Genomic DNA, 25,951 nt, shown 5'->3' with positions numbered 1-25,951 from the left:
AAAGTATAATGTCCTAAGATTTTTAGGAGCTCTTTTTTATGGCACTTTCCTTTTTTGCAACATGTCCTAAAGGACTAGAAACTCTTTTATTTAATGAACTTAACTCAATAGGCGCATCTTCAGCTAAAGAAACAGTTGCAGGTGTATCCTTCAAAGGTGATTTTGCCTTTGGTATGAAAGCATGTCTTTACTCAAGATTTGCATCACGAATTCTTCTAGAGTTATCCGAGTTTTTCTGTGAAACTGACACTGAACTTTATATCGGTGCAAACGGTGTTGCATGGGAAAAGTATTTTGATAAGAGCAATACTATTGCTGTAACATTCTCTGGTACAAATGAATCTATCAGAAATACTCAGTACGGAGCATTAAAGGTAAAGGATGCTATCTGTGATAGACTTCAGACAACTCAGGGCGGAAGACCTGATGTTGACAGAGAAAATCCTGATGTTGTAATCAACTGTCATCTAGATAAGAAAGGTAGTGCAAATATCCTAATCGATCTGTCTGGTCGTGCATTATTAAAGCGTGAGTATCACAGAGGCACTGGTGATGCTCCACTAAAGGAAAATCTTGCTGCAGCTATGATTTACAGAGCTGGCTACAACAAGGAGAATTTTCTTGATCCTATGTGTGGTTCAGGAACATTGCTTTTAGAGGCTGCTTCATATGCAACAGATAGAGCACCTGGCCTGTTAAGAGAGCATTATGGCTTTTTTAATTTAAAGCAGTTTGATAAGACTGTATGGGATGCACTTGTTCTTGAGGCAAAGCAAAAAGCTCAGGCTGGTCTTGAAAAGTGTATTGAAAAGGGCGTTAAGATCATAGGTTTTGATCTTGATCCTTACATTGTTGATATTGCAAACGAGAATGCTAAAAAGGCAGGCTTTGACAAGATTATTGAAGTTTTCAATACACCAATTGAGAATGCTTACAATCCATTTAAAGATGAGCTTAAGGTTACTATTGTAACAAACCCTCCATATGGTAAGAGACTTGGAAATTTCAATGAGCTTATCTCTCTTTATACAAAGATTGGCAATGTATTCAAGGAGCACTTTAAAGGCGCAAGATGTGCTGTAATCTCATCTAATACTGAGCTTCTTTCATGCCTGAGACTTCACTCAACAAAAATTTATAAGCTTTACAACGGTGAGCTATTATGTCAGTTAAGAGTATTTGATATCAATGAAAATGCCATAGCAACATCATCTGATACTGAAGAGAAGAGCATTGCAACTGATTTTGCAAACCGATTGAAAAAGAATCTTACATTCATGCAAAAATGGGCAAAGAATGTAAATACAAATGCATATCGTGTATATGATGCCGATGTACCTGAATATTCAGCAGCAATAGATTACTACAATGGTTTTTATGTAATCTATGCTTATAAGGCTCCTTCAAAGGTAAATCCTGTTATTGCAAAACGCCATGAACTTGATATGGTAAGTGCAACTGTTGATGTAACAGGTGTAAAAGGTGAAAGAGTAATTTTAAAGAGCCGTGAAGTTAAAAAAGGTGACAGCCAGTACGAAAAAGCTCAGGAACAGAAAAATGAGTTTATGGTTGTAAATGAGGACAACGCTCTTTACCGGGTAAATCTTTATGATTATCTTGATACCGGTCTGTTCCTTGATGGCAGAATCATAAGAAAGATGATTAGAGATGAAGCCAAGGGCAAGGATGTTTTAAATCTTTTCTCTTATACATGTACAGCATCTGTTGCTGCAGCACTTGGCAGTGCTAAATCAACTGTAAGTGTTGATATGTCAAAGACATATCTTGAGTGGGGAATAGAAAACTTCAAACAGAATGCCTTATCACTTGAAAATAGTGAGTTTATTCAGGCTGACTGTTTATCATGGTTATCAAGCGATCATGGTAGATTGTTTGATTTAATCTATATTGATCCTCCAACCTTCTCAAATTCAAAGCGCATGGAAACAAGCTTTGATGTAAAAAGAGATCATGTAGCTTTACTATCAAATCTTATCAGACACCTAAAAGATGGTGGAAAGGTTATTTTCTGTACAAATCACAGAGGCTTTAAGCTCGATGAAGAATCATTATTAGAGTATGGCTTTGAAATTAAGGATATTTCAAAGACAACGCTGCCTCGTGATTTTAAGAGAAATGAGAAGATCCATTCATGCTACACTCTCGTTTATTCAAAGCAAAATCAGAAAAAAGATATCTCTCCTATGGTTAGCCTAAAGTCAGCTCCAAAGTGGCAGAAGACTTTAAATGAAAAACCAAAGAGCACTTATCACAGCTATTCAAATACAACTAAATCATCAAGAGATGATGATTTTTCAAATGAAAGAACAAATCGTGTATGGGGTAGTGCTACAAAGAGTGTAAATCCAAGAGCATTTCTTGCAAATTCTGACAGACAAAAGAGCTTTAAAAATGATTTTAAAAAGCCATCAGACAGACAGAATAATGTAAGAAGAAAGCCAAGAGTTTTCGGTCCTGATGGAGTTAAGGATATCTAATGGCTTTAGTTTCTATAATTGATGCATATTTAAACAATGGTGCCGACAGAGTTTTTGAAGGTGCCTGTTTTGCAGTCGAGGAAGGAGAAAGGATCTGTCTTGTTGGCAGAAATGGTACTGGAAAGTCCACTCTTTTAAGCGTCATTGAGGGCAAAAGAGAGCTTGATTCTGGAAGAATTATCGTTCAGTCAGGACTTAAAATCGCTTCTTTGTGTCAGGATCCGCCTGCCTATGAAAGTGGCTGTGCGTATACTCTTGCTGCATCTTCATATCCTGTTGTTGGATTGGCGCTTGCAGAATTTTATACCTGTACTGATCCTAAAAGACTAACAGAGCTTTCAGAGTTTCTTGAAAAGCACGATGGTTTTGTTGTTGATGCTACTGTAAAGAAGGTATTAAACAGAATCGGTCTTAATCCTGATACCCCTTTAAAAAGTCTATCTGGCGGTAACAGAAGAAAGGCTGCCTTAGCTGCAGCTTTAGTTTGTCAGCCTCAATTACTTCTTTTAGATGAACCTACAAACCATCTTGATATTGAATCTATCTCCTGGTTTGAGGAAGAAATAAAGAATTTTAAGGGTACTATCATCTTTGTTACCCATGACAGAATCTTTGCTGACAATCTTGCATCAAGAATAGTTGAGCTTGATAGAGGTAAGTTATATTCATATCCAGGTTCATTTAACCGCTATATTGAACTTAGAGATGAAAGACTTAGAAAAGAAGAGCTTGCAAACATTGAGTTTGACAGAAATCTTGCACAAGAAGAAGCATGGATTAGACGTGGTGTAAAAGCAAGACTTGCAAGAAATGAAGGCCGCGTTCGAGACCTCATGCAACTAAGAGAAATCAGAGCTAACAGACGTGATCGTATGGGCAATGTGATTATGGAAGCTAATGTATCAGAACGCTCTGGTAATCTTGTATATGAAATAAAAGATATTACTCTTGGCTTTAATGACAAGAATGTTGTTGAGAATTTCTCTGCAACTGTAATGAGAAAAGACAGAATCGGCATTACAGGTCCTAATGGTGCTGGTAAAACCACACTTATAAAGGCATTGCTTGAACAGATAAAACCAAAGACTGGAAAGTTAAGAGTTGGTGTAAATGTAGCAGTTCAGTATTTTGATCAGTATCATGAAGCTCTTGATCTTGAAAAATCTGTCGCTGACAACGTAGCTGATGGTCATACTGAGGTTTGTATAAACGGAAAAAACAAGCATGTGATTTCATATCTTGCCAATTTCCTATTTACAGGTCGAAGAGCCAGATCTCCTGTTAAGGTATTATCAGGTGGTGAAAAGAACCGTCTGCTGCTTGCAAGACTTTTTGCAAAGTCATCAAACGTGCTCATTATGGATGAGCCTACAAACGATCTTGATCTAGAAACACTAGACTTACTTGAAGATCTGATTTCTTCTTATGAAGGAACTGTTATTGTTATCTCTCATGACAGAGCATTCCTTGATAAGATAGCTACAGAAACATGGGTATTTGATGGTGAAGGGCATATCGAATCTGTTGTAGGTGGCTGGTCAGATGTGCTTGCCTATTATCAGAGAATTAAAAAGGAAGATACTGTTAAAAAAGCACAGACAGTTCAGAAAAAGGAAAATGAAAAAAAGGAAAAGAGCAGTAAATCAGGACTTTCCTTTACGCAAAAGCATGAACTTGAACAGCACCCTTTGAAAGTAGAAAAACTAGAAGAAGAGATTAGCATACTTGATGAAGAGCTCAATAATCCTGATACATATTCTGATGGTGGTCAAAAGGCAAGAGAACTCAACGAAAAGAGATCATCACTTCAGAGTAAGCTTGATGAGCTTTATTCAAGATGGGAAGAGTTAGAACTTCTGAATGCACAGTAACAGGAGTAAAAATGGCAGCATTTTTTTCAAAGTTTGATTTACATACACACTCAAATGCCTCAGATGGTGCACTTTCACCAACACAGCTTGTTCAAAGAGCATACAAAAAGGGAATTACTCATCTTGCACTGACAGATCATGATTGCGTGGATGGAATAAATGAGGCTAAGGAAGCTGCAAAAGGATTGCTTACACTGATTGAAGGTGCTGAGCTGTCAGCATTATTCAATAATGAGCAGATCCACATTGTAGGTTTATTTCTTGATACTCAGGCTCCAGCATTAAAAGAGTATCTTAAAAATCAGAAGATAAAAAGAATTGAAAGAGCAGTTGCCATTGGTGAAAAACTTGAAAGGCAGGGATTTAAAAATGCTTATGAAGAGTGTAAGAAAAGAGCAGCTCCTGGTGCATCTATAACTCGTGGCAACTATGCTCGATATATTGTTGAAATGGGAAGAGCGCAGAGTGCTGATGAGGCATTTTCTGTTTATCTTAAAAATGGAAAAAGCTGTTATGTAAAGACATCATGGCCTGATGTAAGTGTAGCTGTAAAGGCTATTCTTGACTCAAATGGTGTTCCTGTTTTAGCTCATCCAAGACGCTATCAGATGACAAATACAAAATTAAGAGAGCTAATTGAGTATTTTAAGTTATGTGGTGGTATTGCAATGGAAGTTGGTTCAAGTCAGATGAGCCCATCGGACAGAGATTTTATTGCAAAACTTTGTGAAAAATATTCTCTGCTTGCATCTCTTGGCAGTGATTTTCATGTTGAAGGTGCCTACAGAGAGCTTGGTTACAATCTAATAATTCCTGATTTTGTTAAGAAAGTATGGGAACATCCTTTAGCAAAGCCATATAATTTTCCAAAAGAAAACTCTTAATTTATAAGGAGAGCCTTATGAAGCGAACTTTAAAGTGGATCAGCATCCTTACGCTTTCTATTGTGGCACTGTACTTTGCAGGTGTTTATGCAACAGGATATGCTATAAGATATGGTCTTAAGAATATTGACCAATATGTAAAAAAAGGTTTGAATGTTCAAACAAATGTAAAGAATGTTGATGATATATTTGAGCTCTCCTATACAAGTGAAAAATCATCCTTATTCACTGAAAATGGATATATTTCCCTAAAGATTGATAAATCAGTAAAAAAGACCCCTGTTAATTTTTTAATAGGATTTGTAAATGCAGAATTTTTTGCTGATACAAGTGCTGTAAATTCAACTGTTTTCAAATTATTTGACGATGTATTAGAAGATTTCTTAGGTCAGAGTATTGATAGAAGCATAAAGCTAACCTCATCAAAAAGCTCTATTAAAGGCAGTGTAGGTATCCTTAAAGGTGCTCAAGTAGATGTTTTATTTAATGCACCTTATAAATCAAATAAAAAGAAATTAACATTTGAAGCTTTGGTTAATGCATCTTTGAGTAAAAACATAAGTGCATATGTAAATTCATCAGATCTGTTTTTTGCAGATTTTAGTGCAAAAAAGCTTGAGTTAAACCTTGGTTTTTGCGGTTTTGACAGGCTAGAGCGTTTTGATTCATTCAATCTTAGTGCTGATAATCTTAGCTTATCAAATTTGAAATTTACCGATCTTAATTTAATAGCTACCGGCATTAACAATACAGATGAATCATTTGACGTAAAAATAGATCTAAAATCTAAAGAAATAGTAAATTCAGTCAGTGATGTTAAAGCTGTTATGATAGCAAAAGGCCTTTCTTATGATGAGATAAATTCAGCACTAAAAGAAGGTGATTTAGACAGGTGTTTTGATTCATTAAACCGTATTGATATTTCAAAATTTGATGCTGTTTTAGATAATTCTCTTAAAACATATGTTGGTGTTTTCAGAAAAAATGCAATCAAATTTAGTTCAAACGGTTATTTAAAATTTGATTCAAACAATGATGTATTCTTGCAAGAAGCATTTTTAAGTGTAAAGACTAATGATGCAAAAGGCGCTGAATTTCTATTTAAAAAGAAGAATGGCGAATATGTATGTAATTTAGAATATAAGAATGAAAGGCTGTATATAAACGGAATGAGATTATAGGAGCAAGCTGTTTCATTAGTTGAAGATTAAAATCTGTTAAACAATAAATATTAAAAACTCGTATCAAAAAACACATTAAATTAAAAAAATTAATTTTTTCATAATATACAAAGCTGTGATAAAATGCGCACAGCTTTTTATACTAAATAATAGGGACTTCTATGAGTTGGTTTGAGAATCTATTACACAAGACTGCATCTTCAATTTCATCAGGTGCAAAGCATGAAATTCCTGAAGGTGTTTGGACAAAATGTTCTGCTTGTGATCAGGTTTTATATAGAGCAGAGCTTGAGCGTAATTTAAATGTATGTCCAAAGTGTGGTCATCATATGCATATCAAAGCTCGTGTACGCCTAGATTCTTTCCTTGATAAAGATGGTAGAGAAGAGATTGCTGGAGATTTAGAGCCAAAGGATATCTTAAAGTTTAAGGATCTAAAAAAATATCGTGATCGTTTCCTTGCAGCTCAGAAAAAGTCTGGTGAAAAAGATGGTTTAGTTGTAATCAAAGGCACCTTAAAGGGCTTACCTGTTGTAGCTTGTGCTTTTGAGTTTGATTTTATGGCAGGCTCTATGGGTTCTGTTGTTGGTGCAAGATTCTGTGCCGCTGTTGAGGAGTGTTTGAGAACTCATCGTGCACTTATCTGCTTCTCAACCTCAGGTGGTGCCCGTATGCAGGAGTCATTGTTCTCTCTTATGCAGATGGCTAAGACATCCGCAGCTCTTGCAAGACTGTCAAAGGCACATCTTCCATTTATCTCTGTTATGACTGATCCTACAATGGGTGGTGTTTCAGCTTCACTTGCAATGCTTGGTGACATCAACGTTGCAGAGCCAAATGCACTTATTGGTTTTGCCGGTCCTCGTGTTATTGAACAGACTGTTCGCGAAAAATTACCAGAAGGTTTCCAGAGAGCTGAGTTCTTAGTTGAAAAGGGGGCAGTTGATATGATTGTTACCCGTGCCAAGATGAGAGATGAGCTTGCAAGCCTTGTTTCACTGCTTCTTGGCTGTCAGGATCCATCAGTTCCTATGGTTGAAGTACAGTCACGTTATGCAAACAAATCATTATCTGACGGTTCAATTCCAGTAGAGGCTGAGCTTGTAAATCCTGATGTTTCAATCTAGTGATTATCAATGGTTATAAGTAAGTCTGAATTAAAGCCAGGTTCAATCGATGCCTGGCTTAGTTTTCTTGAAAAAATCGATCCAAACCGTATTAAACTGGGACTTGATAGAGCAAAAAAAGTCCTTGAAAATCTTAATCTTCAAAATTTAAAAGATATCAAGATTGTAGAGGTTGCAGGTACAAACGGCAAAGGCTCCACTGCTGCTTTAATTGCTAATTCACTCTCATGCTCAGGAATTAAAACTGGTCTTTATACATCTCCTCATCTTAAAAGATTTAATGAGAGAATTGCTATAGATGGCAGACTTATTAGCGATGATGATCTCTGTATTGCTTTAAGTTATGTTTATGATCATTCAAAAGGTGTTGATTTAACATACTTTGAATATACAACACTTGCTGCAATTTATCATTTTTACAATCAAGGCTGCAGTGCAATTGTTCTTGAGGTAGGTTTAGGCGGAAGACTAGATGCTGTAAATATACTTGATGCTGATGTTTGTGTTATTACATCTATAGGTCTTGATCATACAGCTATTCTTGGAGATACAATTGAGAAGATCGCAAAAGAAAAGTCAGGAATCATTAAGAATAAATCTTCAGTTATTACAGGCTTACTACCAGTAGATGCTAAAAAGGTTGTATATAACATAGCAAAAGAGAATAATTCTGAGTTGTTCTTTGAAGGTGAACACTTTGAAGGTCGCTTTACAGATGGCTTTACCTTTGTTCAAAAATCACCAATAGGCACCTTTGAGTCTTATTCTCTTGCAACACCAAAAATACCTCTTATCTGTGCACCTTCAGCAGTTAAGGCTTTAATGGTTTTAAAAGAACGCGGCCTTAACATATCTGTTGATGCAATTAACAGAGCTCTAAAGGTAACATCACTGCCAGGTCGTATGCAGCTTGTTAAGTATCATCCTGCAATTTATCTTGATGTTGCTCATAATCCGCCTGCAGCATTGCATCTATCTAGAACATTAGCAAAAAGAGTTATCAAAACAAAAAGATATGCTCTTATTGGAATGCTTAAGGATAAGGATATAGAATCAGTAATTTCAATTATAAAAGACTGCTTTGATGGATTTTATGTGGCATCTTTGCATACACAAAGAGGAGAGTCTTGCTCCCGTATTGTAAAAGCCTTAAAAGAGTGTCAAATATCTGATTCTCTGATAAAATCATATGAAACCGTAAATGAAGCCTTAACTGAATGTGTTAAGGATGCAGACGATGATGATGAGATTATTGTTCTTGGCTCATTTGTAACTGTTTCAGAGGCTGTAGACTGCCTTATAGATGACAGTTTTATAAAAAAAGCCAGAAATAGACAGAATAATAGTTAACAGCTAAGGTTGTGCTGTTAGAATAAGAACAGGAGGCGCTCTTTTAGCGATATATATGAAATTTGATACAAGTTTAAGAAATAGAATTGTTGGATCTTTGTGTGTAGCTTCACTTGTGCTTATTCTTATTCCATTTTTATCAGACAGTAATGATTCTTCTGCTAAGAATAATAGCTCAAATGCGATAGCAATTACTAAAAATGGAGCAATGACTGATGAGTCAGGTCAGCTTGTTAGTGCTTCATCAGATATTGCACAGGCACAAAGTGAGCATGACTATTCAGATTTATTAGCACCAGTTGATGATACACCAAAAACGACACAAGTATCTCCATTTGATGCTTTAAAGCAGAATGAGCAGCAGTCAAATACTGTTCAGAGTGCACTGCTTGAGCCTAAAGAGCCAGTTTCTGCTACAACTACTTTCCCAGATACAAATCGTGAAAGTACAACTACAAGAGAAGTTTTAAAATCATCAAGAAAGAATGCAAATCAAAATGCATCATCTGCAAAGATCACACAGCCAAAAGTAAATTCAGCTTTAGCTTCAGGCATGTATGCAGCTCAGGTTGGTGTATTCTCTAAAAAGGCAAATGTTGATGCTCTAGTTTCTGTTTTAAACTCAAAGGGGTTTAAAACTATAAGCCAGAATATTAATATCAATGGCAAAGCCATGATTAGAGTATTTGCAGGTACTTCAAAAACCAGAGAAGGTGCTCTTGCAATCTGCAACAAGGTTAAAAAGAATACCAAAGAGCAGTGCCGTATTGTTGCTCTTTAATTAGCCAGGAGGCTGTATGCTGTTATCTGAACTTGTTTCATATATTGATGACTATCTTGATGTAAAAAAAATTCCTGATTGTTCTTTAAATGGATTACAGGTTGAAGGCTTTAAGGAGTGTCAGAGCATAGCAACTGCAGCCACTGCTTCTCTTGAGGCAATTGATGCTGCTATTGAATCTGGTGCAGATACTTTAATTGTTCATCATGGTCTGTTCTGGAAAGGTCAGATAACACCAGTTGTCGGTGCATTTAAAGACAGACTTAATGCAATTTTAGAGTCAAATATAAATCTTTTAGCTTACCATCTTCCACTGGATACTCACCTTGTAGTTGGTAACAACAGATATTTATCCGATCTTATTAAATTATCAGAGATTGATTATATTGAGCCTGGTAATCCAAACTCCGGTGCTTTGGTTGGCATTCTTGATGAGCCTCTTACTGTAGCTCAGATTGCTAAAATTTATTCAGAGTCTTTAAACACTCCTGTAAGTGTCGTAGGCGACTGTGATGAGAAGATCTTATTATCAAAGATTGCAATCTGTTCAGGTTCTGGATCATCTTTTGTTGATGATTGCATGTCACATCCATTTGATGCACTTGTAACAGGTGATATTAAGGAGCAGACATATCATTTAGCAAAGGAAAGCGGTACCCCAGTTTTTGTTCTTGGTCACCATGCATCAGAGCAGGGCGGTATTAAGCGTTTGGGTGATCATCTTGCAAGAAAATTCTCTTTAGAACATCACCATCTGCATTTCAGTATTGAAAAGGAAGTTAAAACCTATGACTGCTCAGCAAACTGATGAACTGTCAAATGAGGCACTAATGGTTCGCAATGCTCTTATTGCCTGCGGCCTTGAATCTCCATATGTGGAGAATTCTTTATCATCAGAGGAAAAAAAGAGCATTATTGAAGATAAGTTCTCTCAGATTATGTCCACCATGGGACTTGATCTGAATGATGATTCTCTGTCACAGACTCCAAAACGTGTTGCAAAGATGTTTATTGATGAGATCTTTTCTGGCCTTGATTACAGAAATTTTCCTAAAGTATCTGTCTTTGAGAACAAGATGCATTTTGATGAAATGGTAAAGGTTTCAAATATTACTGTAACCTCAACATGCGAACATCATTTTGTTGTAATGGATGGTGTTGCAAAAGTTGCTTATATGCCCTCAGACAAGATTATAGGTCTTTCAAAGGTAAACAGAATTGTTCAGTTCTTTGCAAGACGCCCGCAGGTTCAGGAAAGACTTACACAGCAGATTAAAGTGGCACTACAGACTCTTTTAAATACAAAAAATGTCGCAGTTACAATTACTGCTACACATTACTGTGTAAAATCACGTGGTGTTAAAGATCAGATTTCAAATACAACAACAACTGCATTAGGTGGATTCTTTAAGACAAATCCATCTTCAAGACATGAATTTTTAACAGATTAGGACAGTTAAAATGGTAAGAGCAGATTATAAGGTAGCCTTGGTTGTTCCTGTTTATAATGAAGAAGAGACAGTTGAAACATTCGTTTCGACAGTTAATGAGAAACTTGCAAGTGAACTTGAACATATTGAGATTGTTTTTGTTGATGATGGCTCTAAAGATAAGACTGTTGAAATAATTAATAACATTCAGAAAACAGACAGTAAAGTCAGCCTCATAAAGTTTTCAAGAAACTTTGGCAAGGAAGCAGCCATGTCTGCTGCAATAGATCTTGTTAATGCTGATGCTATAGTACCTATTGATGTAGACTTGCAGGATCCTCCAGAGCTTGTACTTGAATTTATCAGAATATGGAAAGAAGAAGGTATTGATAACGTATATGGTATAAGAACTGACAGATCACAGGATACAAATGCAAAGCGTGTTTCTTCAGGTGGATTCTATTACGTATTCAATAAACTTTCATCACGTGTTCAGATCCCTGCAAATGTAGGTGATTTCAGACTAATTGACAGAAAAGTAATAGAAGTTTTAAAGCAGTTAAAGGAAAGAAACCGCTTTATGAAGGCCTTGTATGCATGGCCTGGCTTTACATCAAAGGGTGTTGGCTATTCAAGACCAGAAAGATCAGCTGGTAGCACAAAGTGGAATTACTGGAAACTTTGGAACTTTGCTCTTGATGGTATTTTTGCTTTCTCATCTCTTCCACTAAGAGTGTGGTCATATATTGGTGGTGTAGTTGGTCTGTTTAGTTTAATCTACATGGTTTGGAATTTCTTGAAAACCATTTTTGTTGGAAACAGTACTCCAGGTTATACAACCTTAATCTGTGTTATCCTGTTTTTAGGTGCAGTTCAGCTCATTTCAATTGGTGTTTTAGGTGAGTATATTGGTCGTCTGACTGTTGAGATGAAAGGAAGACCTGTTTATATTGTTTCTGATGTTGAAGGTCCACTAAAACAGGAAGTTCCCGGTGGAATGTCAAAAACTGTTGTAGGTGTTACATATAACACACTTTCACAGGATGAAAAAGCAGAAAAGACTCCTTCTCAAAGAGGTAGAAGATCTGTCAAGACTGCGCAGAATTCACAAAGATCTTAATTCTTAGTTTAATAATTAGCTCAAAGGAGAGTACAGCGTGCGTGTTGCTTTAGGTATTGAATATGAAGGTTCTAATTATGCAGGCTTTCAGAGACAGACAACACTCAAAACTGTACAGGGCGAGCTTGAAAGAGCTCTAAGCATTGTCGCTAATGAAAAGATTGAGATTCAGTGCGCAGGCAGAACTGATGCTGGTGTGAATGCAACAGGTCAGGTTGTTCATTTTGATACTAATGCAGTTCGTTCAGAAAGAAGCTGGATTATGGGTACAAATGTTAACCTGCCTGATGATATTGCAGTCACTTTTGCAAAAATTGTTGATGACTCTTTTCATGCCAGATTCTCTGCAAAGGCAAGACGTTACAGATACATCATTTCTAATACAGTTTACCGCCCTGGCATTTTAAATAAAGGCGTATCAGTCTATCAGGGAAATTTTGATATAGAAAAAATGCAGGAGGCTGCAGACTATATCATAGGAGAGCATGATTTTTCATCATTTAGAGCTGCAGATGATGAATCACGAACATCAATGCGATGTGTTCATTTTGTAAAAATTTCAAGATTCGGCCAGTATATAGTTTTTGATATTGCAGCAAATGCATTCTTAATGCATATGGTCAGAAATATCGTAGGCTCGTTGCTAACTGTTGGAAACGGACAGAATTCTGTTCAGTGGTTCAAGGATATGTTCGATGCAAAAGACAGAAATCAGGCAGGTCCCACTGCAAAACCATATGGTCTTTATCTTGTGGATGTTACATACCCGAATGATTTTAATTTGCCAAAAAGGGACTGCATCGGCCCTATTTGGATGTTATAGTGATACAATATAAATAAAAAAATTGCACCTGAAATATCAAAGGTTACGTATGCTGAATTTACCTAATATTTTAACACTTATAAGACTAGTACTGATTCCTGTTTTTATAATTCTTTTCTATCTTCCATCAGACAGATCAAATTTCTATGCAGCACTTGTTTTCATTGTCGCAGCCTTTACCGATCTGCTTGATGGTTATCTTGCAAGAAAACTTAAGCTTACAACCAAATTCGGTGCTTTTTTAGATCCTGTTGCAGATAAGATCATCGTCTGTACAGCTCTGGTGCTGATTGTTGAGCATTACTCTTTATACAGGGATATCTTATATCCTCACTTAGGCAAGTTCATTACAATTCCTGCGATGATCATCATTGCAAGAGAAATTACTGTATCTGCTTTAAGAGAGTGGATGGCTGAACTTGGCAAGAGAGCAAATGTAGCAGTAAGCTGGGTTGGAAAATGGAAAACAACTATTCAGCTTGTAGCAATTGCAGGACTTATTTGGCGCCACAATGAGTTAATGATTTACTCTGCAGTAATTGCACTTGGCGTTGCCACAATTCTTACTATCTGGTCAATGATAATGTACTTAAAAGCCGGCTGGCTTTATATGAAAGAGTAGTGCACTCATAGATTTCAATAAAGCTCCTGCATTATAGTAAGGAGCTTAACCATTTGATCAAAAAAATCATCTTCATGCAATACCACCGTCACATTGTGGTTAATAAGATCAACGTCAACGGAATCTACTTTATAGCCAAAAAACAAATCAAAGCTACCATTAAAGCAGGTTATCGACTGATTTACTTCTAATGCGTGCTTTAATTTTTCATCAATAAAATACTTTGAATTATCATGATCTGATGATAATATTCTTATACGGTTACTCATGTTTATTACGCCTTGAAACTTGTAAAAACTTGAGTAACCTTTTTACTTTATATTCAGCCTAAAAGCAATTCATTTATTACGTGTTGATCCTAATTTTTGAGCTTTGATATTTGCTCTCTTTTCAACATGTTTTTATGAAGATCTAACTTTTAAGACAGTGGCTGGATATCGGTCTTTGTGGCCTTATAGTTATGCCAACAGAGAAATTCACTCAGTCATTCTTGCAGACTAATCTTGATATACCAGTCATTCAGATTGACAGATGCTTTGATGTGGATAATTCTGATTGCGTAACAGAGGACAATGTATATGGAGCATCACTTGCTGTTGATTATCTGACATCATTAAATCATAAAAAAATAGCCTTTATAAGTGGTGATCAGAGTGTCTTTACCTTTTCTCAAAGATGTAAAGGTGCAATGCAAAGTGGTAAGAGCAAGGTTGAAATTGTTTCATTATCTTCAAAGGCATATGAAGATCTGTTTATCGGAGCATTTGAGAAAACAAATTTTCTGATGATGAGAGACAGATCAAGACGCCCTACAGCTATTGTAGGTGCAAACAATGCAATAACAGCAGGCATTGTATATGCACTCAATCTTAAAGGAATAAAAATACCAGATGATGTCAGTGTAATTTCTTACGGTGATAGCAGATGGTGCAGATTTTTCAATCCTCCTGTAACTGCAATTGTTCAGCCTGTCGAGCAGATAGGCTCAATTGCTGCAAATAATCTAATAAAAAGGATAACAGGAGAAAATACAAAGGTAGAGCAGGTTTGTCTGCAGTCAATGCTCTTAACAAGAGCATCAACAGCAGCCATATAACATATGGAGATAAAAATGTTGGATTTTTCAGTTTATAAAAGCAAAAGAATTAAATGTGCCGGTCTTGGAGAGGTTCTGTTTGATGTATATCCAACAGGTCCGAAGATTGGTGGGGCAACCGCTAATTTTGCCTTTCACTGCAGACAAAATGGCATTGATGCAGCAGTAATAAGCTCTGTTGGAAATGATGCACTGGGCTTTCTATCTCGTGATCTTCTTGCAAAGAAGTTCTTACCTGCCCTGTTAAGTGTATCTGACAGACCTACAGGAACAGTGAATGTTACTTTATCTGATAAAGGGATCCCAAGCTATACATTTGCATCTGATACAGCTTATGACAATATCAATGTGAATGATGAAATGTGTGCAATGGTAAGTACACTTGATATGATTTGCTTTGGAACACTTGCACAGAGAAATCTAAAGTCACATAAGGCAATAATGCGTCTTTTAGATATGACATCAAAGGAGTGCTTAAGAGTTTTTGATGTAAATCTCAGAGGTGATTTTTATACAAAGGAAATTATTGAGGAATCATTACACAGAAGTGAAATTGTTAAGTGCAATGATGATGAATTACCATATCTTTGTGATATTGCGGGTATAAAAGAGGTAAATCCTGATAATTATTTTGAATATCTAAAATCAAAGGATATTTTCTGTTTTATCTATACTGAAGGTGCAAAACAAAGCACAGTATATTTAAATGATCAAAAATCTGTTCAGAATACATTAAAGGTAGAAGCTGTAGATACAGTTGGTGCAGGTGACTCTTTTACAGCTACACTTGTAAGTCAGCTTATGAAGGGAAAAGATCTTAAAACAGCACATGTCCTTGCAGTAAAAGTTGCTGCATTTGTATGTACTGAAAAAGGTGCAATGCCTGAAATTCCTTATTCGATGTTTGATTGATATTCTAACTCATGGTATTTATAGCTCCATATTTGGAGCTATTTTTTTGATTTTTTCAAAAAAAACTTGAAATATGTTTTTATGACCCCATGTATTCAGACAGAAATATTTTAAATTGCCAAAAACAAAGGAGACTTTAAAATGGCAGCAACTGTACATGGTTTTCAGACACAGGTAACCAAGCTACTAGACTTACTTGCAAACTCTCTTTACTCAAACAAGGAAGTTTTCTTAAGAGAGCTTATTTCAAATGCATCTGATGCAATCGATAAACTGCATTTCATGTCACTTACAAATCAGGATCTTATAAAGGATGATCCAAATTTCAAGATCCAGATTAGAGCAGATAAGGATTCAAAGACTCTTACAATTTCTGATAATGGTATCGGTATGACTCTTGATGAGGCTAACAGCCATTTAGGTACCATTGCAGAGTCAGGTACTGAAGCTTTCATGAAGAATCTTACTGGCGATGCTAAGCGTGATTCTCAGCTTATCGGTCAGTTCGGTGTTGGTTTCTATTCTTCATTTATCGTAGCAGACAAGGTAACAGTTGTATCACGTTCAGTAAATGCTGCAGAAAATGAAGGCGTTCGCTGGGAGTCAGATGGTAATGGTACCTTCACATCAGAGAATATTTCTGTTCCATTCCGTGGTACTCAGATCATCCTGCATTTAAAGGATTCTGAAACTGAATTTTTGGATACCTGGAAACTACGTGACTGCATTACCAAGTATTCAGATCATATTTCAACACCTGTTGAGCTTTATGAAGAAAAGTATGAGCCAAAAGCTGAAGGTGAGGAGAGCAAGGATACTGAAAAGAAATTTGAGTACACTCAGGTAAACAATGCAAAGGCTTTATGGACACGTACAGCTAAAGACATTAAAGAAGAAGAGTACAACGAGTTCTACAAGCATATAAGCCATGATTATCAGGATCCTATGACCTATGCTCACAATAAGGTTGAAGGCGATCTTGAGTATACCTCTTTACTTTATATTCCAAAGAAAGCTCCATGGGATCTGTACAACAGAACCAATGAACATGGCCTTAAGCTTTATGTTCAAAGAGTGTTCATCATGGACAAGGCAGAGGCATTCTTACCAAACTACATGCGCTTTGTAAAAGGTCTTGTAGATACTAATGCTCTTCCACTTAACGTATCACGTGAGCTTTTACAGGAAACTGCTGTTACAAGAAAATTAAAGAAGGCTTTAACTAAGCGTGTCTTATCAATGCTTGATAAGTTATCTAAGGATAATGACAAGTACAATGAGTTCTATGCTCAGTTTGGTAATGTTCTAAAGGAAGGTCCTGTAGAGGATTATGACAACAAGGATGCAGTATTAAAGCTACTTAGATTCGCTTCAACAAATTCTGATGATGCAACTGCAAAGGTTTCTTTTGACGATTACATTAGCAGAATGAAGGAAGGTCAGGATAAGATTTATTATCTGACTGCAGAAAGCTATGAGGCTGCAAAGAACTCACCATATCTTGAGACCTTAAAGAATAAGGGTATTGAGGTTCTTTTAATGTGGGAGAGAATCGATGAGTGGCTGATGGGCAACATCACAGAGTACTCAGGTAAGGAATTTGTTCCTGCAAACTCACAGGATCTAAAGTTAGGATCTCTTGCTGATGAGGAAGAGAAAAAGCAGCAGGAAAGTGCTGCAACAGAGCACAAGGATCTGATTGAGCGTTTCAAGACATCTCTTGGCGACAAGGTTAAGGATGTTGTTGTTTCAACAAGACTTATTGATTCACCTTCATGTGTAATTTCTGATGCAAACCGCATGATGACCTTACAGATGAGAAGAATTCTTGAGGCTTCAGGTCAGAGTATGCCTGAGGAGAAATATACTCTTGAAATCAATCCATCACATAAGTTAGTTCAAAAAGCAAATGCTGAAACTGATGATGCGCGTTTTGCAAAATGGGCTCAGCTAATCCTCGATCAGGCTCTTCTGTCAGATCAGGGTGCCTTAAAAGATCCAAGCTCATTTGTAAAATCAATGAATGAACTGTTATTAGGTTAATTTATTGAATTAATTGCTTATTATGAAGGCTGCATTCTCAATATAATGTGGCCTTTATTTTTATTAACAATTCATTACCTATCCTTAACACAATACACGTCATTACAATCCTATTTTTTACATTCTCTTTTTAGAATTTTCTGTGTGCAATAAAGCACGGTTAACAATTTAAAGAGAATATTATGAAAAAATCATTATTAGCACTATTTGTTGCTTCATTAGTTTCATCAACTCAGGCATACAGCGCAACTGTATACGATAAGGATGGCACTTCATTAAAATTAGACGGTAGAATTCAGAGCGTTTTATATCATTCAACTGAGACAAAGCAAAAAGCAGGTGAATCAGACAATACTCTTGTAAATTCAGCAAGATTTGGTATTGGTGGTGAAACCAAGTTAAAAGACTTTAAATTTAAGGCATATACTCAGTGGGATATGGCTGATGGTTCAAAGAGAACTGGTGACAATATCAAGGCTCGTGATCAGTATCTTCAGGTGTCATATGGTAAGTTTGGCTCATTAAAGTTAGGTCGCTTTAAAGGTGCTATGAATTATGTAACCTCAGTAACCGATGTTTTTGATGATTACTCAGCAAATGCTCAGAGTGCAAATGATGAGCGTAACTCAGGTCGTATTGAGTATGCATATTCAAATAAAGGTTTTGATGCAAAGGTTGGATTACTAACATCAAATGATGAGTACAAGCTTGAAAATGGTTATTCTGATCATAAAAAAGCTGCTGTTGAGAATGGTGCCTCAATTGCTTTAGGTTATACATTTGATCTTGCTTTACCATTATCAGTAAAGGCTGGTTATGAGTTTATCGGCGCTCAGGATGATAAGAAATATGATGCTTTAGGTTTTGCTCATTACACAACCGATCTTGATAAGGTGAATACTGCTGCAGCATCTGTAACATTAGGTAGCATCGATAGTGGTTTATATGCAGCATTAACTGTAAATAACCGCACCTTCTCATTCCGCGTAAAAGATGGTAATGATAAGGCTGATGAAGATTTCAAGGCTCGTGGCTTTGAAGCTGTTGTAGGTTATACCTTTGAATCAGGTATTGGCTTGCGTGCAGGTTACAACCAGATGAATTACAAGCAAGATAGAGTAGTTCGTTTAAATGATGTAGATACAAAGGTAGATGCAAAGTTAAAGACCTTCCCAGTATACGCATTCTACCAGGCAAACCCAAACTTCATCGTATGGTCAGAGGCCAGATTTGATGCAACAAGTGATAATGATAGAGCTCTTATGAAAAAAGCTAATATCAACACTCCATACAGCACTGACAAGACTGCTGTATCATTAGGTGCTAGATACCTATTCTAATCTGACATGATAAAGATGCTCCTAGAATTATTTTTTAGGAGCATTTTTTGTTTTTAAGCCTTATAACTGTGACCTAGAGCCTCTTTACGTGTTATAATTTTCTTATTGTTTTCAACTTTTATTCAAGGAAAAAAAATGCGTATTATCCTTTTAGGACCTCCAGGTGCAGGTAAAGGCACACAGGCACAGAATCTAACAGTTGCTTTCAATATCCCACAGATTTCAACTGGCGATATGTTAAGAGCTGCAATCAAGGCTGGTACTGAGCTTGGTTTAAAGGCTAAGGCTGTTATGGATGCTGGTAAGCTTGTATCTGATGACATCATTTTAGGCCTTGTTAAAGAAAGAATTGCAAAGGATGACTGCAAGAACGGTTTCCTTTTTGATGGTTTCCCTCGTACAATTCCACAGGCTCAGGCATTGGTTGATAATGGTATTGAAATCGATGCTGTTGTAGAGTTAGAAGTACCTGATGAGAAGATCGTTAAGAGAATGTCAGGCCGTCGTGTTCACTTAGCTTCAGGCAGAACTTATCACATCGTTTACAACCCACCTAAGGTTGAAGGTAAGGATGACGTAACAGGTGAAGATCTTGTGATTCGTCCTGATGATGAGGAGAGCACAGTACGTAACCGTCTGAAGGTTTACCACGAGCAGACTGAGCCTTTAGTAGCTTTCTACAAAGAGTTATCAAAGACTGCTAAGACTAAGTATGTTGCTTTTGATGGTAATCGTGACGTTAAGGTAATTTCTGACGATATTATCTCAACTTTAAAGAAATAATATATGTTTAAGTTTTCACGATTATTTCTAGGCCTTGTATGCAGCATGTCTGTTTTTGCAGTTAATGCAGAACTGATATCATCTGAATATGTGGTAGAGAAATCCAAAGCACAGCAAGAGTCAACAATTCCATGTCCATTTGGTTTTAGTGTAAAACTCAATCCAAGTGTACCAAATTCACTTGTATACAAGGATGAGGGCTCTAAACTTGCTATAAGCGTAACAGCTATTAAGCAGCTTGAAGATAGTCCATCAAGTCCTGAGGCATATGCTAAAGCATCTGCAAAGCAAATGGCTTGTTCTGTTCCTGTGCTTTCATCTTTAGTTGCCGACGGTTATAGCTTTGTCTGCGAGAATGATGGTATTGAAGCCATTGTATATGGTGATGATGCTGAACTCGTTCTGCTTGCTATTTCAGGAAGAGATCGTGCAAATGAAGAGAAACTTGAACAGTTTATTAAATTTTTAGATGATGAAGCTAAAAATAATTAACTGATTTAAACATTCTTTGTAAAGGTACCTTCATTGGTACCTTTACTATATCTAGAACAAGAGTTATTGAACTCTTGATATTAAGTCAAATCAGTTTATCGAAATATCTTTAATACACTTTGCCTTGTTCAGTGAATGATTAAACATTGCAATTGGCAGGTTTAAAAAATCCACTTTTCTTTTCAGATTTATATTCTCTGTCTTTTTTATAAAATTATGATCTTTATCTACAATGAAACTCTCAGGAGCAATTCCTGGTGATAGTGTAGTAATAACGGTCTTTCCATCCTCTTTTTCAAGATATGCATATGTATAGTAATAGATGATAGGAGCTCTTTGAACAATACCATCCTTTGTAAGATCCTGTCCTGCAAGTGGCACTTTTGCTGAAATACCGCTTAATGACAGAATTGTTGGCAGTATGTCAATCTGACTTACAAGTCTGTTGTCTTTTTTAGGTTTTATATCGCTGTCTATAATAAATGCAGGTATATGGAAGTTTGACAGAGGAAAGTGAGAGTAGTTTTTTGCTCGACTGTCATGATCTGCAATTACAACAAATATTGTGTCCTTATAATATGGCTCTTTCTTTGCCTTTTCAAAGAATTTTCCAAGAGCGTAATCAGCATACTTCACTGCCATATGTCTTTTTACATCATTTGATTTAATATTTGAAATATCAACCTTACCTTTAGGAATATCAAATGGATCATGAAATGATGATGTAAATATAAGTGAGCAGAATGGAGTATTGTTTTTGTATTCTTCAGAAAAATACTCATTTGCCTTGTTATACAGATCTTCGTCGCTTACGCCCCAGGATGCTGTAAATGATGGAGATTTGTAATCCTTCTGTTCAATAATGGTATCAGCGCCATTATTGAAAAAAAAGGTTCTCATATTGTCAAAATGACTCTCACCGCCATAAATAAATGAAGTCCTGTAGCCGACCTTTTCATATATAGAGAATAAGGTTGCTAGTTTTTCTTTGTTGCTGAGTTTTACAATGCTTGGTAGAGGACTTGGCAGATTAGATGCAGTTATTGCTTCAATTCCACGTACTGAACGGTGACCTGTTGCAAACATATTAGTAAAGAACCAGCCATCTTCTGAGAGCTTGTCAATGTTTGGTGCAAGATCAAGTCCACCTAATGATTTAACATATTGAGCTCCGAAACTTTCAAGAAGAATTACAACAACATTCTTTTTGCGTTTTACTTCAACAGATGGTGTTATCTTCTGAAGAATAGGACAGTTTGAATCTGATGTTATAAAGTCAGCTTTTGATAGATTATCAACAGAATCAATTACTTCATTGACAGTTGCAAAAGCATATATTTCAGATGAATTTACTGAATTCTCACCTAAATGTTTTGAAACATAAAAAAGATTGAATGCTGAGTTAACAGGAATGCTGTTTGCTGTTTGCGATTCACAAAAGGCCGCGTTAGACGGATTGAGTGGTTTGTGTGTCAAGCTTCCACGTGCTAAAAGCGGAAGTACAATTAAAACAAAAAGAAATTGAATTGCTAAACTTTTTAAAGAGCTTGGCTTATAGCTATTGGTTAACTTTTTAAAGAGTTTAAAAAATAGGAAAAATGCTAAAGCAAAAGAGAGTAAACCTATGATTGAATCAAACTTGTGACCTGATAACATCATATTGAAAACTTCTTTTGGATAAATAAGATATTCAAGGAATATATGATTAGGTCTAACACCATACTCATTCATGAAAGGTATGGTAACAACTTCAAGAAAAGTAATAAGAGCGAGTATAAAAGCACAGTAAATAGTTACTGCTGTATTGAATACAATCCTTAGTTTTTCAATTTTACTTATTGCGACAATTATAAGGACAAGAGGTGCAAATATAATAGAGAGTATAGAAAGATCGTATCTAATGCCATATAAGAATACAGATAAAAGATTTGCTTTTGTCTCATCAAAATGCCATAAGCAAAGACCAAATCTTGATAGATTGAAAATTATAATTGCAATAATAAAAGAAACTGCAACTGGAAATAATCCTTTGTTTAACATAATATTTTTCTCAAAAAATGTAATTTGATCTTTAGAGTGCAGACTTGTAAAAAAGTTTAAAAAAAATTGTTAAATTTATGTTAAGTTATTTAGCTTTGACATTTCTTAGATATTGAATTGATTAAAAAAAGCGGCATTGCCGCTTTTTGATTATAATATTTCTTTTTTCAAAAGATTTATAAGAGAGTTTTTGTCACTTTCAGTACCACTTAAGAGCACTTTTCTCTTATAAACAAGAGCAGGTGTTTGCATTACGCCATACGCAGCGATTTGTCCAAAATCAGTAACATGGCCAACAGACAGATTAAGATCCATTTCTTTTAGAGCTTCAATAAGACTATTTTCAAGGTTATGGCATTTTTTGCAGCCACCGCCTAAAACTAGCAGGTCACAGCTTGCATCATTTGATGTTTTATTATCAGAACAACATGAATAGCAGCTTTTGCTATCTTTTTCATCTTTTTTTCTAAAGTTAAAGAATTTCATATAAAGTCCTATAAAAGGTATAGTTCAATTGCGTTGAACAAATAACCACTAATAATTATTCCAATTGTGCAGGTTGCTACAAACATAGCTAGAAGAGGCATTTTTATAGCTTTTTTCAGCATAAGCATTGAAGGTAAACTCAATGTTGTTACAGCCATCATAAAGCTTAAAACCGTACCTAAAGAAGCTCCTTTTGCAAGTAGTGCTTCTGCAATGGGTATGGTTCCGAAAATATCTGCATACATTGGAATGCCAACAATTGTAGAGAGAATTACAGAGAATGGATTTGAGCCTCCAAGAATATCAGATACAAAATTCTCTGGAATACAGTTATGAATAAATGCTCCTATAGCAACACCAGCCATAATATATACAATTGTTTTTTTGTATGTTGATAACATCTGATTCTTTGAATATACAAGCCTATCTATCTGAGTTGGTTTTGCAAATTCAGAACTATTAAAAGCTGCATTTTTAATAAAATCCTCAATATATCTATCCATATTCATTCTTTGTATGAACATGCCGCCAAGTACAGCAATTACGATACCAGATACTACATAAATAGCAGCAATCTTAAAGCCGAACACTGAGGATAGGATCACAAGACTGCCTAAATCTACCATTGGTGATGATATCAAAAAAGAAAAGGTAACACCTGTCCTTACTCCTGCTGCTGTAAATCCTATAAAAAGAGGAATTGATGAGCATGAGCAAAATGGAGTTACTGTTCCTAAAAGTGCTGCAAGAATATTTGCTTTTACACCTTTGAATTTTGAAATGATATCTTTTGTTTTATGAGGAGGAAAATAGCTTTGTATATATGAAATCGTAAAAATCAGCACAAGAAGAAAAATTGAGATTTTAATAACATCGTAAAAAAAGAAATTTAGTGCACTTCCAAATGCTGACTTTGTATCAATATTTAATAAACATAGCAGATATTCTATAAAGCCATTGAGCCATTCGAGCTTCAAAAATACCGATTCAAATGAATTAAAAAATTCAGTCATATCAGATCTCTTTATACAGTTTGCAAATAAAATCATTGAACTTGTCAAATACCGCAGTATTTATTGAATAATGCTGCCACTTTCCAGATTTTCTGTAGTTTACAAGTTCAAGATCGGTTAAAAGTTTCATATGATGCGACAGAGTTGGCTGAGTAATATTTAATTCCTCTAGGAGTCTGCAGGCACACTTTTCTCCATCTGATAGTAATTCAATAATCTTAAGTCGGTTCTGATCTGAAAGCGCTTTACAAATAGCACTGGCTGTTTTTATATCCATAACATTCTCATATTGATGATTATCAATATATAGAATACAAGAATATATAGATGAATGTCAATATATTGAGAGACAATAAAGGGCTGCACTGCAGCCCTTGTAAAACTTAAATTAAATTAGTAGTTTTCTGCACGAACCTCAAAGTAGCTCTGTGGATGGTTACATACAGGGCACTTATCAGGAGCAGTAGTACCGATTACAAGATGACCGCAGTTTCTGCACTCCCATGTAGTGATACCTGCTTTTTCAAATACCTTCTTGTTTTCGATATTTGAAAGTAGAGTACGATATCTTGTTTCATGTGTTTTTTCGATAGCTGCAACGCCTCTGAACTTTTCTGCAAGCTCAGTAAAGCCTTCTGCATCAGCATCCTTTGCCATCTGGTCGTACATATCGGTCCACTCATAGTTTTCGCCCTCAGCAGCTGCTTTTAGGTTTTCTTCAGTTGTACCGATACCGTTTAATTCCTTGAACCACATCTTAGCGTGTTCTTTTTCGTTGTCAGCAGTCTTTAAGAAGATTGCAGCGATCTGCTCATAGCCTGCTTTTTTGGCTACTGATGCAAAGTATGTATACTTGTTTCTTGCCTGAGATTCGCCAGCAAATGCTGTCTGCAGATTCTTTTCAGTCTTTGTTCCTTCATATTTGTTTTTCTTCATAGCAGTACATCCCTGTTCTATAAAAACACCTTTCTTGTGACAAAGAGGACACTCTTCAGGTGCCTCTGGTCCTTCATAAACATATCCGCAAACTTTACAAACAAATGCCATTATATAACTCCCTATAAAAAGCATATTGAATTAATTTATTCGTCTTCATTTTTGCAGATAGGGCAGATACCTTCAACGCTGATACTGCAGGATGTGACAGAACCTTTAGTATTTTTCTTGATTATGTTAATTATGTCACCATACTCATTGAAAAATATGTCAGAAACCTGTTTACACTTTGTGCAGTAAAAGTGAGCATGAGGTTCTGGATTTGGATCGAAATGTGTTTTTCCATCACCGACATCTAGAGCCTGGATCTCACCGCTATCTGATAGCAACATCAGGTTTCTATATACAGTACCTAAAGACATTCTAGGGTACTGAACCTGAATTTCTTTATATAAGGTTTCAGCTGTGGGATGGTCTGTTCTACCACGAAGGTATTCACGCAACACATTTCGCTGTTTTGAATTTCTTCTCTGAAGCATACAACCTCTTATTAAGAATTATTGCTAATAACAATTATATATCAAAAATTAAAAATTTTGTAGTTATTAGTAATTATTATCATTAAAGTTAAACATACCTCAGCAACGTTCTATATACTTTAAGAGTACATTAAATGTGCTGACATAAAATCTTATGTGATAGTTTTAATAATACATAATTATTTTTTATTGATATTATTTATTGATTTATAAGTTAATTTTGATGACGCTTTCGTCATTAACATTATAACAATATCACGAAAACGATTGCTGTTAAATATTTATTTTTAAAAATCAATTAATAACTCTACTTCTGCACTTCAAAAAGTGAGAATTTAGAGAACAAAAGTTTTATACATTATACAAGCAGTCTAGCGCTGCTGATGCTCTTTAAAAATACGTTTTTGACAGATTTTTCAGGAAATTTGTTTTTTGATAAACATTTTTTGCAGGAATTTAGTAATACCTGATGCCCATTGGTCAATAGTTTCATCTATTACTTGTTGAGCTTCAGCTATCTTTGATTCAGCCAATAATCCTTTATTTACTAGGATTTTTGGAATATCAAAGCACATTCTTACTAA

25 protein-coding genes are annotated in these 25,951 nt (G+C 35.7%); 18 read left to right on the top strand and 7 right to left on the bottom strand.

Going from position 1 to position 25,951, the window contains the following annotated elements:
* The first annotated feature begins 38 nt into the window (after positions 1-38).
* The 12 genes from rlmKL (at position 39) to pgsA (ending at position 13,687) form a co-directional block, all read left to right on the top strand.
* Positions 39-2,498, top strand: coding sequence for a bifunctional 23S rRNA (guanine(2069)-N(7))-methyltransferase RlmK/23S rRNA (guanine(2445)-N(2))-methyltransferase RlmL (rlmKL, locus tag J5V48_RS06935; protein WP_219937846.1), 2,460 nt, complete (start codon positions 39-41; stop codon positions 2,496-2,498).
* Entirely contained in the window at positions 2,498-4,369 is a 1,872-nt protein-coding gene (locus tag J5V48_RS06930; RefSeq protein WP_219937845.1) for an ATP-binding cassette domain-containing protein, read from the top strand. The genes rlmKL and J5V48_RS06930 overlap by 1 nt, the downstream gene beginning before the upstream one ends.
* 11 nt (positions 4,370-4,380) lie before the next feature.
* Positions 4,381-5,253, top strand: coding sequence for a PHP domain-containing protein (locus J5V48_RS06925; protein ID WP_219937844.1), 873 nt, complete (start codon positions 4,381-4,383; stop codon positions 5,251-5,253).
* 17 nt (positions 5,254-5,270) lie between these two features.
* Positions 5,271-6,434, top strand: a complete 1,164-nt coding sequence (locus tag J5V48_RS06920) for a hypothetical protein (RefSeq protein WP_219937843.1) — start codon at positions 5,271-5,273, stop codon at positions 6,432-6,434.
* A gap of 161 nt (positions 6,435-6,595) precedes the next feature.
* Positions 6,596-7,561, top strand: a complete 966-nt coding sequence (gene accD / locus J5V48_RS06915; protein WP_219937842.1) for an acetyl-CoA carboxylase, carboxyltransferase subunit beta — start codon at positions 6,596-6,598, stop codon at positions 7,559-7,561.
* Between the two features lie 9 nt (positions 7,562-7,570).
* Positions 7,571-8,911, top strand: coding sequence for a bifunctional folylpolyglutamate synthase/dihydrofolate synthase (locus J5V48_RS06910; RefSeq protein ID WP_219937841.1), 1,341 nt, complete (start codon positions 7,571-7,573; stop codon positions 8,909-8,911).
* Between the two features lie 55 nt (positions 8,912-8,966).
* Positions 8,967-9,692, top strand: coding sequence for an SPOR domain-containing protein (locus tag J5V48_RS06905; protein ID WP_219937840.1), 726 nt, complete (start codon positions 8,967-8,969; stop codon positions 9,690-9,692).
* Between the two features lie 16 nt (positions 9,693-9,708).
* On the top strand, positions 9,709-10,500 hold the full coding sequence (locus J5V48_RS06900; protein WP_219937839.1) for a Nif3-like dinuclear metal center hexameric protein: 792 nt from the start codon (positions 9,709-9,711) through the stop codon (positions 10,498-10,500).
* Positions 10,481-11,143, top strand: coding sequence for a GTP cyclohydrolase I FolE (folE, locus tag J5V48_RS06895; RefSeq protein WP_219937838.1), 663 nt, complete (start codon positions 10,481-10,483; stop codon positions 11,141-11,143). The genes J5V48_RS06900 and folE overlap by 20 nt, the downstream gene beginning before the upstream one ends.
* Before the next feature lie 10 nt (positions 11,144-11,153).
* A complete protein-coding gene (locus J5V48_RS06890) occupies positions 11,154-12,242 on the top strand; it encodes a glycosyltransferase family 2 protein (RefSeq protein WP_219937837.1) in 1,089 nt (362 codons plus the stop codon).
* A 37-nt stretch (positions 12,243-12,279) separates the two neighbouring features.
* Positions 12,280-13,065 (top strand): tRNA pseudouridine(38-40) synthase TruA, encoded by a 786-nt coding sequence (gene truA, locus J5V48_RS06885; protein ID WP_219937836.1) that lies wholly within the window; start codon positions 12,280-12,282, stop codon positions 13,063-13,065.
* 49 nt (positions 13,066-13,114) lie between these two features.
* Entirely contained in the window at positions 13,115-13,687 is a 573-nt protein-coding gene (gene pgsA / locus J5V48_RS06880) for a CDP-diacylglycerol--glycerol-3-phosphate 3-phosphatidyltransferase (RefSeq protein ID WP_219937835.1), read from the top strand.
* A 14-nt stretch (positions 13,688-13,701) separates the two neighbouring features.
* Here the strand turns inward: pgsA and J5V48_RS06875 are convergent, their stop codons facing one another.
* The gene (locus J5V48_RS06875) at positions 13,702-13,956 is read right to left on the bottom strand and encodes a hypothetical protein (protein WP_219937834.1); all 255 of its coding nucleotides are present in this window, start codon (positions 13,954-13,956) and stop codon (positions 13,702-13,704) included.
* Positions 13,957-14,147: 191 nt separating this feature from the next.
* Here J5V48_RS06875 and J5V48_RS06870 point away from each other — a divergent pair, with 191 nt between their 5' ends.
* From J5V48_RS06870 to J5V48_RS06845, 6 genes are all read left to right on the top strand, one after another.
* Positions 14,148-14,783 (top strand): substrate-binding domain-containing protein, encoded by a 636-nt coding sequence (locus tag J5V48_RS06870; RefSeq protein WP_219937833.1) that lies wholly within the window; start codon positions 14,148-14,150, stop codon positions 14,781-14,783.
* A 15-nt stretch (positions 14,784-14,798) separates the two neighbouring features.
* Positions 14,799-15,695, top strand: coding sequence for a carbohydrate kinase family protein (locus tag J5V48_RS06865; protein ID WP_219937832.1), 897 nt, complete (start codon positions 14,799-14,801; stop codon positions 15,693-15,695).
* A 141-nt stretch (positions 15,696-15,836) separates the two neighbouring features.
* On the top strand, positions 15,837-17,738 hold the full coding sequence (htpG, locus tag J5V48_RS06860; RefSeq protein ID WP_219937831.1) for a molecular chaperone HtpG: 1,902 nt from the start codon (positions 15,837-15,839) through the stop codon (positions 17,736-17,738).
* Positions 17,739-17,920: 182 nt separating this feature from the next.
* Complete coding sequence (locus tag J5V48_RS06855) at positions 17,921-19,078, top strand: porin (RefSeq protein WP_219937830.1); 1,158 nt, start codon at positions 17,921-17,923, stop codon at positions 19,076-19,078.
* A gap of 135 nt (positions 19,079-19,213) precedes the next feature.
* Positions 19,214-19,861 carry an adenylate kinase gene (gene adk, locus J5V48_RS06850; RefSeq protein WP_219937829.1) on the top strand — a complete coding sequence of 216 codons (648 nt, stop codon included), beginning with the start codon at positions 19,214-19,216 and terminating at the stop codon, positions 19,859-19,861.
* Positions 19,862-19,864: 3 nt separating this feature from the next.
* Positions 19,865-20,353, top strand: a complete 489-nt coding sequence (locus J5V48_RS06845) for a hypothetical protein (RefSeq protein ID WP_219937828.1) — start codon at positions 19,865-19,867, stop codon at positions 20,351-20,353.
* Between the two features lie 90 nt (positions 20,354-20,443).
* Here J5V48_RS06845 and J5V48_RS06840 read toward each other — a convergent pair whose 3' ends face one another.
* The 6 genes from J5V48_RS06840 to J5V48_RS06815 form a co-directional block, all read right to left on the bottom strand.
* Positions 20,444-22,393: an LTA synthase family protein gene (locus J5V48_RS06840; protein ID WP_219937827.1), complete on the bottom strand. Its 1,950-nt coding sequence runs from the start codon at positions 22,391-22,393 to the stop codon at positions 20,444-20,446.
* A 150-nt stretch (positions 22,394-22,543) separates the two neighbouring features.
* Positions 22,544-22,879 (bottom strand): thioredoxin family protein, encoded by a 336-nt coding sequence (locus J5V48_RS06835; RefSeq protein ID WP_219937826.1) that lies wholly within the window; start codon positions 22,877-22,879, stop codon positions 22,544-22,546.
* Positions 22,880-22,887: 8 nt separating this feature from the next.
* Positions 22,888-23,892, bottom strand: coding sequence for a permease (locus J5V48_RS06830; RefSeq protein ID WP_219937825.1), 1,005 nt, complete (start codon positions 23,890-23,892; stop codon positions 22,888-22,890).
* A gap of 1 nt (position 23,893) precedes the next feature.
* On the bottom strand, positions 23,894-24,169 hold the full coding sequence (locus tag J5V48_RS06825; protein WP_219937824.1) for an ArsR/SmtB family transcription factor: 276 nt from the start codon (positions 24,167-24,169) through the stop codon (positions 23,894-23,896).
* A gap of 116 nt (positions 24,170-24,285) precedes the next feature.
* Positions 24,286-24,939 carry a rubrerythrin gene (rbr, locus tag J5V48_RS06820; RefSeq protein WP_272491291.1) on the bottom strand — a complete coding sequence of 218 codons (654 nt, stop codon included), beginning with the start codon at positions 24,937-24,939 and terminating at the stop codon, positions 24,286-24,288.
* Positions 24,940-24,974: 35 nt separating this feature from the next.
* Positions 24,975-25,367, bottom strand: a complete 393-nt coding sequence (locus J5V48_RS06815; RefSeq protein WP_219937823.1) for a Fur family transcriptional regulator — start codon at positions 25,365-25,367, stop codon at positions 24,975-24,977.
* Between the last annotated feature and the right edge of the window lie 584 nt (positions 25,368-25,951).

It is taken from the genome of Succinivibrio faecicola, assembly GCF_019448115.1.
Classification (GTDB): domain Bacteria; phylum Pseudomonadota; class Gammaproteobacteria; order Enterobacterales; family Succinivibrionaceae; genus Succinivibrio; species Succinivibrio faecicola.
This window is presented reverse-complemented; position numbering and strand designations above follow the sequence as displayed.

Bases quoted from the DNA above. Each gene is read 5' to 3' on its own strand.
- J5V48_RS06870 (WP_219937833.1), top strand. From the start codon at position 14,148: ATGCCAACAGAGAAATTCACTCAGTCATTCTTGCAGACTAATCTTGAT.
- J5V48_RS06920 (WP_219937843.1), top strand. From the start codon at position 5,271: ATGAAGCGAACTTTAAAGTGGATCAGCATCCTTACGCTTTCTATTGTG.
- J5V48_RS06925 (WP_219937844.1), top strand. From the start codon at position 4,381: ATGGCAGCATTTTTTTCAAAGTTTGATTTACATACACACTCAAATGCC.
- J5V48_RS06830 (WP_219937825.1), bottom strand. From the start codon at position 23,892: ATGACTGAATTTTTTAATTCATTTGAATCGGTATTTTTGAAGCTCGAA.
- J5V48_RS06930 (WP_219937845.1), top strand. From the start codon at position 2,498: ATGGCTTTAGTTTCTATAATTGATGCATATTTAAACAATGGTGCCGAC.
- rlmKL (WP_219937846.1), top strand. From the start codon at position 39: ATGGCACTTTCCTTTTTTGCAACATGTCCTAAAGGACTAGAAACTCTT.
- J5V48_RS06890 (WP_219937837.1), top strand. From the start codon at position 11,154: ATGGTAAGAGCAGATTATAAGGTAGCCTTGGTTGTTCCTGTTTATAAT.
- J5V48_RS06815 (WP_219937823.1), bottom strand. From the start codon at position 25,367: ATGCTTCAGAGAAGAAATTCAAAACAGCGAAATGTGTTGCGTGAATAC.
- J5V48_RS06900 (WP_219937839.1), top strand. From the start codon at position 9,709: ATGCTGTTATCTGAACTTGTTTCATATATTGATGACTATCTTGATGTA.
- J5V48_RS06835 (WP_219937826.1), bottom strand. From the start codon at position 22,879: ATGAAATTCTTTAACTTTAGAAAAAAAGATGAAAAAGATAGCAAAAGC.
- J5V48_RS06840 (WP_219937827.1), bottom strand. From the start codon at position 22,393: ATGTTAAACAAAGGATTATTTCCAGTTGCAGTTTCTTTTATTATTGCA.
- J5V48_RS06910 (WP_219937841.1), top strand. From the start codon at position 7,571: ATGGTTATAAGTAAGTCTGAATTAAAGCCAGGTTCAATCGATGCCTGG.
- folE (WP_219937838.1), top strand. From the start codon at position 10,481: ATGACTGCTCAGCAAACTGATGAACTGTCAAATGAGGCACTAATGGTT.
- htpG (WP_219937831.1), top strand. From the start codon at position 15,837: ATGGCAGCAACTGTACATGGTTTTCAGACACAGGTAACCAAGCTACTA.
- accD (WP_219937842.1), top strand. From the start codon at position 6,596: ATGAGTTGGTTTGAGAATCTATTACACAAGACTGCATCTTCAATTTCA.
- pgsA (WP_219937835.1), top strand. From the start codon at position 13,115: ATGCTGAATTTACCTAATATTTTAACACTTATAAGACTAGTACTGATT.
- J5V48_RS06855 (WP_219937830.1), top strand. From the start codon at position 17,921: ATGAAAAAATCATTATTAGCACTATTTGTTGCTTCATTAGTTTCATCA.
- J5V48_RS06875 (WP_219937834.1), bottom strand. From the start codon at position 13,956: ATGAGTAACCGTATAAGAATATTATCATCAGATCATGATAATTCAAAG.
- J5V48_RS06825 (WP_219937824.1), bottom strand. From the start codon at position 24,169: ATGGATATAAAAACAGCCAGTGCTATTTGTAAAGCGCTTTCAGATCAG.
- rbr (WP_272491291.1), bottom strand. From the start codon at position 24,939: ATGGCATTTGTTTGTAAAGTTTGCGGATATGTTTATGAAGGACCAGAG.
- J5V48_RS06845 (WP_219937828.1), top strand. From the start codon at position 19,865: ATGTTTAAGTTTTCACGATTATTTCTAGGCCTTGTATGCAGCATGTCT.
- J5V48_RS06905 (WP_219937840.1), top strand. From the start codon at position 8,967: ATGAAATTTGATACAAGTTTAAGAAATAGAATTGTTGGATCTTTGTGT.
- adk (WP_219937829.1), top strand. From the start codon at position 19,214: ATGCGTATTATCCTTTTAGGACCTCCAGGTGCAGGTAAAGGCACACAG.
- J5V48_RS06865 (WP_219937832.1), top strand. From the start codon at position 14,799: ATGTTGGATTTTTCAGTTTATAAAAGCAAAAGAATTAAATGTGCCGGT.